At 43.0% G+C, this 8,683-nt stretch carries 5 protein-coding genes and 1 pseudogene; 4 read left to right on the forward strand and 2 right to left on the reverse strand.

The features are described 5' to 3' along the window. Positions 1-173 precede the first annotated feature (173 nt). Positions 174-1,106: a hypothetical protein gene (locus DVY93_RS12165; protein WP_230711024.1), complete on the forward strand. Its 933-nt coding sequence runs from the start codon at positions 174-176 to the stop codon at positions 1,104-1,106. Between the two features lie 101 nt (positions 1,107-1,207). Here the strand turns inward: DVY93_RS12165 and uvrA are convergent, their stop codons facing one another. Next, positions 1,208-4,114, reverse strand: a complete 2,907-nt coding sequence (uvrA, locus tag DVY93_RS12170; RefSeq protein ID WP_193004721.1) for an excinuclease ABC subunit UvrA — start codon at positions 4,112-4,114, stop codon at positions 1,208-1,210. A gap of 541 nt (positions 4,115-4,655) precedes the next feature. On the opposite strand from uvrA, the gene DVY93_RS12175 reads away from it, so the two are divergent. From DVY93_RS12175 to DVY93_RS12185, 3 genes are all read left to right on the forward strand, one after another. Then, positions 4,656-6,020, forward strand: a complete 1,365-nt coding sequence (locus tag DVY93_RS12175; RefSeq protein ID WP_193004720.1) for an MFS transporter — start codon at positions 4,656-4,658, stop codon at positions 6,018-6,020. 107 nt (positions 6,021-6,127) lie between these two features. Further along, positions 6,128-6,763, forward strand: coding sequence for a single-stranded DNA-binding protein (gene ssb, locus DVY93_RS12180; RefSeq protein WP_193004719.1), 636 nt, complete (start codon positions 6,128-6,130; stop codon positions 6,761-6,763). A gap of 746 nt (positions 6,764-7,509) precedes the next feature. Continuing rightward, complete coding sequence (locus tag DVY93_RS12185; RefSeq protein WP_230711026.1) at positions 7,510-8,124, forward strand: hypothetical protein; 615 nt, start codon at positions 7,510-7,512, stop codon at positions 8,122-8,124. Between the two features lie 443 nt (positions 8,125-8,567). Here the strand turns inward: DVY93_RS12185 and DVY93_RS12190 are convergent. Further along, positions 8,568-8,683, reverse strand: a pseudogene (locus tag DVY93_RS12190) (IS982 family transposase); the annotation flags it as partial.

Below are 8,683 nucleotides of genomic sequence, written 5' to 3' on the forward strand. Positions count from 1 at the left end.
TGTGCTCGAGTGAGAAAAAATGGGCTCAGGTGAAGTTTCTACGCCAAGGCTGGATGGAGAATGATTTATCCAAATTGTTTTATGATATTTGTCCAAAGCATAACAGTTTTATTTTAAACTGACTATAACATAGACTTTCATGCTTTCCAAAACATGACAAAGAGTTAACTACTATGAGCAGTACTCCTAAATATACAATGAGTGATATTCCTAATTACAAAGAACCTGAAGGATTTATGTTCGTCACCACAGGTCAAATAACTAAGAAGGTAGCACAAAATATTGGTAAAGATAGGTTCAATAAAGCCTCTAATAGATATTTAAAACTCGGTATCCATGATTCATATTTTAAAATAGTTAGTTTAGATGATTTAAAAAATATGACCGAAGTCGATAGAGATCAGCAACTCAAAAGTCAGAAAGTCATAGTTTTTTTAGTTGAAAAGGAGGCTAGCTTTGATGGTTTACGCGTCTTTCAAGAAAAAATAGCTACTATATCAGCACTGACTTTTGCAATATTTCCTTCAACCATAGATGAAATAAGTAGTTTCAAGACCAAACCCGGAAATGCTTTAAGAGATAAGGCAAGCATGCTGTCATTTATTCCTACTTTTGCTATACCTTTCACCACATCACAAGCAAAAAACGATTTTGTAAACGATATGAGCATAGAGAGTTATAACTTTTATTACTCCTTTATAGATTCAGTTGTAACTACAGTTTGTAGCGTTTATAGGCAGGACGACTCTATGATTGGCTACGACTTTAATGATTGGAAACATGTATTCAGCGGCAACAGACTACTAAATATACTTCCAACAATTTATGCAAGCGAAGATAACAAAGCTAACTTCAAGAGTAATTATTTAGAAGGGTTAAATAAAGCTGGAATTAATCTGACTGACATCAAAGATATAATCTGTGTAATGAGTGCTAGTAGACCCCCTAGCTTAGAACAAACATGTGAAGTAACCGAGGCAATAGAGGATGACTTTGCTATTTTTTGTACGACAGCTATGAAGCTTACTCAAGATTTAGCTATTTTTGAAGACCCAAGCATAATAAGTGTCAATGTCGTAGTAAGTAGGCGTTGTGAAGATGGATAATTAGCAGTATAGAGCAGATTAAGTACGACAACCAAGGTTCGAACAACAAAAAAGGCCACCTCCTAAAGAGTAGCCTTTTATCAATCATTCTCTAATTTGTCCTAGCTTACGTCTTTTAACCCTTGCTTAAGCATCGGTTTTAAGAACTCACCCGTATATGAGCCTTTCACTTCTGCGACTTCCTCAGGCGTGCCTTCAGCGATGATGAGTCCGCCACCTTTACCACCTTCAGGGCCAAGGTCAATCACCCAGTCCGCTGTTTTTATGACATCCAAATTATGCTCGATGACCACGATGGTATTGCCCTTATCGCGTAGGGTGTGCAGGATATGCAGCAGCTTATCAATATCATGGAAATGCAAACCTGTGGTTGGCTCATCCAAGATATAGAGCGTCTGTCCGGTATCACGTTTGGCAAGCTCTCGCGCCAGTTTGACCCGCTGCGCTTCACCGCCTGATAGCGTCGGCGCAGACTGCCCAAGACGGATGTAGCTGAGACCGACATCCATTAAGGCCTGCAAACGGCGATAGATCGCTGGAATGGCTGAAAAGAACTCAGTGGCATCTTCAACGGTCATATCGAGCACGTCAGCGATGGTCTTGCCTTTATAGTGAATCTCTAAGGTTTCGCGGTTGTAGCGTTTGCCTTCACAGGTGTCACACGGCACATACATATCGGGTAAGAAATGCATCTCAACTTTGATCAGGCCATCGCCTTGGCACATCTCACAGCGTCCGCCTTTGACGTTGAAACTAAAGCGTCCCGCTTTATAACCACGAGCACGCGCTTCTTGCGTTTGCGCAAACATTTCACGCACAGGGGTAAACACGCCGGTATAAGTCGCTGGGTTTGAGCGCGGCGTACGGCCAATAGGGCTTTGATCGATGTCGACCATTTTATCTAAATGCTCAAGCCCGCTGATGCTTTCAAACTTATCTGCAATCAACGTGGAAGCGTTATTTAACTGAGTCGCTGCCAACGGCATTAAGGTGCGGTTGATTAGCGTCGATTTACCCGAGCCTGATACCCCAGTGACACAAGTCATCACGCCGACTGGTATGGACAAATCCACATCATGCAGGTTATTGCCAGATGCGCCTTTTAGCTCAATCGTCATTGGTGCTTTTTTGGCTTTCGCTTTTCCTTTGACTTCGACATCCATGGTTTTGGCTTTGTGTCGAATGGTTGGAATCTCGATTTTCTTCTCACCAGACATATACTGGCCAGTGAGCGAGTCTTTATTTGCCATGATGTCATCGACTGTGCCTTGGGCGATAATATGACCGCCATGGACACCCGCGCCGACACCGATATCGATGACGTGATCTGCTTGGCGAATGGCATCTTCATCGTGCTCAACGACGAGGACGGTATTGCCCAAGTCACGCAAGCGCGTCAGCGTCTTTAGCAGGCGATCATTGTCACGCTGATGCAGACCGATGGATGGCTCATCGAGCACATACATCACGCCCATCAGACCGGCACCGATTTGGCTGGCTAGACGAATACGCTGTGCTTCACCGCCCGATAGCGTCTCAGCAGAGCGAGCAAGCGTCAAGTAATCAAGCCCAACACTGACGAGGAAGTTTAAACGCTCATTGATTTCTTTAAAGATTTTTTCGGCAACTTCACCTTTATGACCGCCAATCTTTAGCGTTTTATAATAGTCAGCCGCATCGCCGATAGACAGTTTGACGATTTCGGCGATGGTTTGATCATCGACACGGACATTGCGCGAGATTTCATTGAGACGCGCGCCATCACAGACGTTACAAGTGGTGTCTGCCAAGTATTTGGCCAGCTCATCACGCACCAGATTGCTTTGCGTTTTGGCATAGCGACGCTCTAGATAAGGCAGTACGCCTTCAAAGGGTACGGTTTTATTGGTCTTGCGGCCACGCTCATCGGTAAAGTTAAAGGTGAGCTTTTCTTTGCCGGAGCCGTGCATGATGATATCTTGCTGTTCTTTTGACAGGTCTTGCCACGGCGTATCCATGTCGATTTTGAAATGCTTGCAGACGGTGCTCAGCAAGCCAAAGTAGTAAGCATGACGTTTGTCCCAACCATTGATGGCACCTTGATTGAGCGATTTTTCATGGTGGGTGATGAGCTTTTCGGCGGCGAAGTACTGACGTTTACCGAGACCGTCACAGCTTGGGCACGCGCCATACGGGTTGTTAAAACTGAACATACGTGGCTCAAGCTCAGGCACCGCACGATCACAGACAGGGCATGAGTGCTTGGCTGACATGACTTGATTGTCATCCCCGCCTTCTTTGGGATTGCCATCCATAAAGTGTAGCGTGACCAGCCCTTGACCTAAGCGTAGGGCAGTCTCTAAGCTCTCGGCCACACGATTGCCCAAATCATCACGGACTTTAAAGCGGTCAACCACCACTTCGATGGTGTGCTTTTTCTTTTTATCGAGTGTGGGTAGCTCATCGGTATCGTAGACATCACCATCGACGCGCACACGGACGAAGCCTTGACCAATCAGCTGTTCAAGTAAGACGGTATGCTCACCTTTACGCTCACGAATCACAGGCGCCAAAATCATGATCTTGGTGTCGTCTGGCAAGGCCATGACCTGATCGACCATTTCGGTGACCGACTGTGCCACCATGGGCTCGCCATGCTCAGGACAGTATGGCGTACCGATACGCGCATAGAGTAGGCGCAGATAGTCATAAATCTCGGTAATCGTACCGACGGTCGAGCGTGGATTATGGTTGGTGGATTTTTGCTCGATAGCAATCGCCGGGGATAGACCCTCGATGCTATCGACGTCAGGTTTCTCCATTTGTGAGAGGAACTGGCGCGCATACGCTGACAAGCTCTCGACATAACGGCGCTGCCCTTCGGCATACAGCGTGTCGAATGCTAATGAAGATTTACCAGAGCCAGATAGGCCCGTGATCACCACAAATTTATCCCGTGGAATATCTAGGTCGATGTTTTTTAGATTATGGGTACGTGCGCCGCGTATTGCGATATGGTCATGTGCCATCGGTGATAGGTTTCCTATTTGCTAAAATGGTATTTAAAAAGATATCTAACATATAAAAAGGTCAATTAAGCTAAGTGAATGAATTTAGCGAAAGCGTGAATGAGTATTTACGTGTGGTTTATTTTAATTTTTAATTTTACTAAGCGATCTTACTAAGCGAATCTAAAACAAATAAATGTTAAGTAACAGGTGGTGTTTGTTATAGATTTAACCCAATCCTGTCATTTGATCGAGGCGTTCGTCATAAAGTAGATGAGGGAATAGCATTTATGACGCCTTACTTTATTGTCATGGTGGAGGCATTATTCAAGGTATGATCCTGCCTTAGATGCACTTGGTAACAAAATTATCGCGCAATATGAATGACTTGGGTGGCTGTCATGTGCGATACCGAATCAGCAAGACAAAAGTCTCGGCAACCAAACGATGAATGTCTTATACTAGGGGCTTTGATTTATAGGCTGATGCCTTGATAAACCAGTAGTGCTAAATCAGCAGTACAGCCGTGATAAACCAGTAATGATCAACCAGTGAGGCGAGTATGAATAGCGTAGAGAGACGAGCAATCCTCGGGGTCGGTGGTATTTTTGCCTTGAGGATGATCGGCTTGTTTATGATTGTGCCCGTGTTTTCTGTGTATGGTAACAATTATGCGCACGCGACGCCGTTTTTGATCGGCTTGGCAGTCGGTATTTATGGATTGGGGCAGGCTATTTTTCAAATACCAATGAGCCTTGCTGCTGATAAGTTTCCGCGTAAACCGATCATATTTTTGGGTTTAATTCTGTTTGCCATCGGCGGTATGATCGCCGCAAATGCGACGGACATTTATGAGGTGATTATTGGTCGTGCGCTGGCGGGTAGTGGCGCTGTCTCTGCTGTCCTCATGGCGTTGTTGGCAGATGTGACACGGGAAGAGATGCGTACCAAAGCGATGGCGACGATGGGATTGACCATTGCAACCTCTATCATGCTGGCCTTTGCCTTTGGTCCTTTACTGGTCGGGTCGCTCGGTATCTCTGGGCTGTTTTGGTTAACGTCGGGCTTTGCTGTGTTGGCAATGTTATTATTATTGGTGGTGCCCACACCCTTACGTGTACTCAAGCACAACTTAGACAATAAATCGATTGGTCAACAATTAAAGACCGTGCTGAACATAGGGGATTTAAACCGTTTACACATCGGTGTTTTTGCCTTACATCTAACGATGACCGCGATATTTGTTATTTTGCCGCACCAGCTTAATGAGGTGATGGGGTTATCGGTACGTCAGCAGGGCTTGGTTTATTTGCCATTATTGTTTATTGGCTTTGCCGTTGCGATACCGTTTATCATTATCGCCGAAAAGAAACGCAGAATGCGCCAAGTGTTTTTGGGAGCGATTGCGCTCATGACTAGCGCTTTAGTGTTGCTTGCGCTCGGTAGTCAGATGGGTGTCGGTATTATATTGGGCTTGCTGCTGTACTTTATGGGCTTTAATTTGCTTGAGGCGACGATTCCTTCGTGGATCTCGAAGCGGGCCCCAGTCGCTAATAAAGCCACCGCGATGGGGCTTAACTCCTCTAGTCAGTTCTTTGGAGCATTCGTCGGTGGGGCGATGGGTGGACTGTTATTGAACCAGCCTAACTTGTTGGCATGGGGCATACTGGCCATTATTATGGGTGCATCACTACTGGTTATTATTCCGATTGCCCAGCCCCCTTATCTGTCAAGTACGACCGTGACTATTCCTAAAAACATCAATATACAAGACTGGTCACGCCAAATATTGGCGGTAGATGGGGTTGATGAGTTGGTGGTGATGGCAAAAGAACAGGTCGCTTATTTGAAGCTGGATAAGACGCAGCTGACCGATGATTCGCGACAAACCCTGTCGCGTTTGGCACAAAGCCCCCTAGATATTTAAACAAAAATTGGTTAAAGTAAAATCATATTATAGATAGTATTTATTGGTACTATTAAATAAACATCAAACAGATTCATCAGATTACTCATAAGTAAGAGGACGGTACCATGCGCGGAGTTAATAAAGTTATCATTATCGGTAACCTTGGAGCAGACCCTGAGGCACGTCAATTCAATAATGGCGGTAGCGTGACCAATATTTCGGTTGCGACATCGGAGCAGTGGACAGACAAACAAAGCGGCGAAAAAAGAGAAGCGACGGAATGGCATCGTATCTCACTATTTAACCGTTTGGGAGAGATTGCTGCACAGTATTTACGTAAAGGCAGCAAGGTCTATATCGAAGGCAGTTTACGGACGCGTAAATATCAGGATCAAAACGGACAAGACCGTTATATTACCGAGATCCGTGCTGAACAAATGCAAATGCTAGATGGCATGAGCGGTGGACAAGGTGACAATGCTTTTGGTGGTCAAAACCAAGGCCAAGGCGGTTATGGCAATCAAGGTGGTCAAAGCAATCAAAATAACTTTGGCCAACAAGCAAACCATCAGCAAGGCGGTTATAATCAAGCGGGCAACGCCGCTCAAGGGATGGCACAAGGTGGGAGACAGAATAGTTTTAATAACAACCAAAGTGCGCCTGCTCAGCAAAATCAATTTAACCAACCGACGCAGCAGCCTGCACAGTCAAAACCTACCGCCATGCCAGATGGTCCAGTAGATGACGATATTCCGTTCTAACTTATACAATAACAAGATATTGTATTTATAATTATGTAGCTCATTGATAATAATGTCATTGAGCTATTTTTATATCTAAAGATCAGGTCTTAAAATAAACGTAAAAGGTAAACTAGGAGCGTCATGTTGAGAAAAGCAATTGTGTTTAATGAATAGAGTGTATTATCAATAAAAATAAAACCTTTGTTTATTTTTAATTTAACTCTCTTTTATTTACTATCAATAGTTTGTCATAAATTTATTCTTAAATGGTTTAGTCAGTATAAATCAATAGTAAACATTAATTCGCAAAACCAAAGCTATCACATGTCTATTAATACGATCTAGTCAAGTTGAATAGAAAATCTATAGTCATTACAGTGAGTTATTGACCTAAATTTTCTGTGTGTGCTTTACAACTGTGACCCATCAGAGACTGTGTAGATTCTGTCCCCGCAGCCCTATATTTTTTTATGTTAGTTAGCATTTTTTATATTGAAATTTATAAAAACTACCACTCATATCCTATATCAACCGTTCATTCTATTGGTAATGATTAATGCTAACAGTCCATTAAAAGAGGTTGATATACTCCCTTCAAATTAATGGCTCAAACAATATTAAAGGTTGAACTACCAGTTAAAACCACTTTCTATTACGAATAGAAAGTCAGAGTTTGACCATCAAACGGCTTAAAACATAAAAAATATTTGGTCGGCAGCTGACGATAAAGGTGCCTACTTTACGGTTAGGGTTGGGTATAAAGCATGAATGACAGTGATGTGTTTCGAAAAACGGATCTAGGTAGGAAGGAAGTGAAATCTCAAAGTCTAGGGATACTACCGCGAGACGCCAGAACATTACTCATTATGATTGATGGCAAACGGAGTTATCGCAGCTACCTTGATACGCTTGATAGCAGCAAGATGTTTGCGAGCTTTGGGGGCGTGACGCCAATTTTTGAGCTGCTTTTAGAGCTTGAGTACATTGAAGTTGCTGGCGCTGATAGTGCTACTACCCAAACGCCGATAGCCTCTCAGTCTCAACTATCGCCGCAACCTACTACTACAAACGTTGACACGGAGATTGATCGCACTTTCCGTAGTAAAGCTGCAAGCAAAATGTCAGCGATAGGCAGAAAATCAATTGGTAGTCTCTTCAAAAACAAGATGCCGTATGCCAGTTATGAGACGATAAAGTCAGATTTGGCTGCCTATATCGAAAGACATGCGCCTCCTGTAGAGGCGTGGGGTTATTTACTTATGTTAGAGCAGTGCGAGGGTAGCCGACAATTATTGGTTTTGGTACAAGAGATACAGAGTACCAGTAGTGGAGAGCTGGCGCACGGTATGAATGAGTTTACCCAAAGAATTCAGTATTAATGGTGAGACGATCATAAGCAAACAGATGTGATTCATTAAAGAGATTTTTCTCTTAATAAGGGGCGCGATCGGTTTAGGAGCTTTTCTAGAGTGGCGACTGTTTATTAAATGCAGTAAAAAACGATTATAAGTAATGCAATGGCTGATCTATAAACGTTATATTTCTAGACTGTTTTTTAGTTTGATGGAAGCGTCATTGGTCGTTGTTTTAACAGAGTAAGGCTGCTAACAGAGTTATAGTTTTTAACCTTTTATGGAATTATGTTTATTTATAGATAAAACGTCCTGTCTTAATTATCACTCCAAAAGTAATATTTTTTGAATTTAAAAACAACCGTATGTTTTTATAAAAAAGCTTAACTAAAAAACGGCTTCTTACTTAAGTTTGCTTTCTACTAATAGTCAGTGTAAAACTATAATAATTTACTATTGTTACCCCACTCTCAACTTGAAATAAGCAATTCAAACTGAAGAGGCGGGTTACCAAGTTTTTTGTTGAGTACAAAGCACAGATTGTGTGAAAGAATCTTACGAATCAATCGATGAGACAAATGCCATA

The organism is Psychrobacter sp. CCUG 69069, assembly GCF_021023115.1.
GTDB classification, from domain to species: Bacteria; Pseudomonadota; Gammaproteobacteria; order Pseudomonadales; family Moraxellaceae; genus Psychrobacter; species Psychrobacter namhaensis.

Coding starts and splice junctions, on each gene's coding strand:
- uvrA (WP_193004721.1), bottom strand. CDS start 4,114: ATGGCACATGACCATATCGCAATACGCGGCGCACGTACCCATAATCTA.
- DVY93_RS12165 (WP_230711024.1), top strand. CDS start 174: ATGAGCAGTACTCCTAAATATACAATGAGTGATATTCCTAATTACAAA.
- DVY93_RS12185 (WP_230711026.1), top strand. CDS start 7,510: ATGAATGACAGTGATGTGTTTCGAAAAACGGATCTAGGTAGGAAGGAA.
- ssb (WP_193004719.1), top strand. CDS start 6,128: ATGCGCGGAGTTAATAAAGTTATCATTATCGGTAACCTTGGAGCAGAC.
- DVY93_RS12175 (WP_193004720.1), top strand. CDS start 4,656: ATGAATAGCGTAGAGAGACGAGCAATCCTCGGGGTCGGTGGTATTTTT.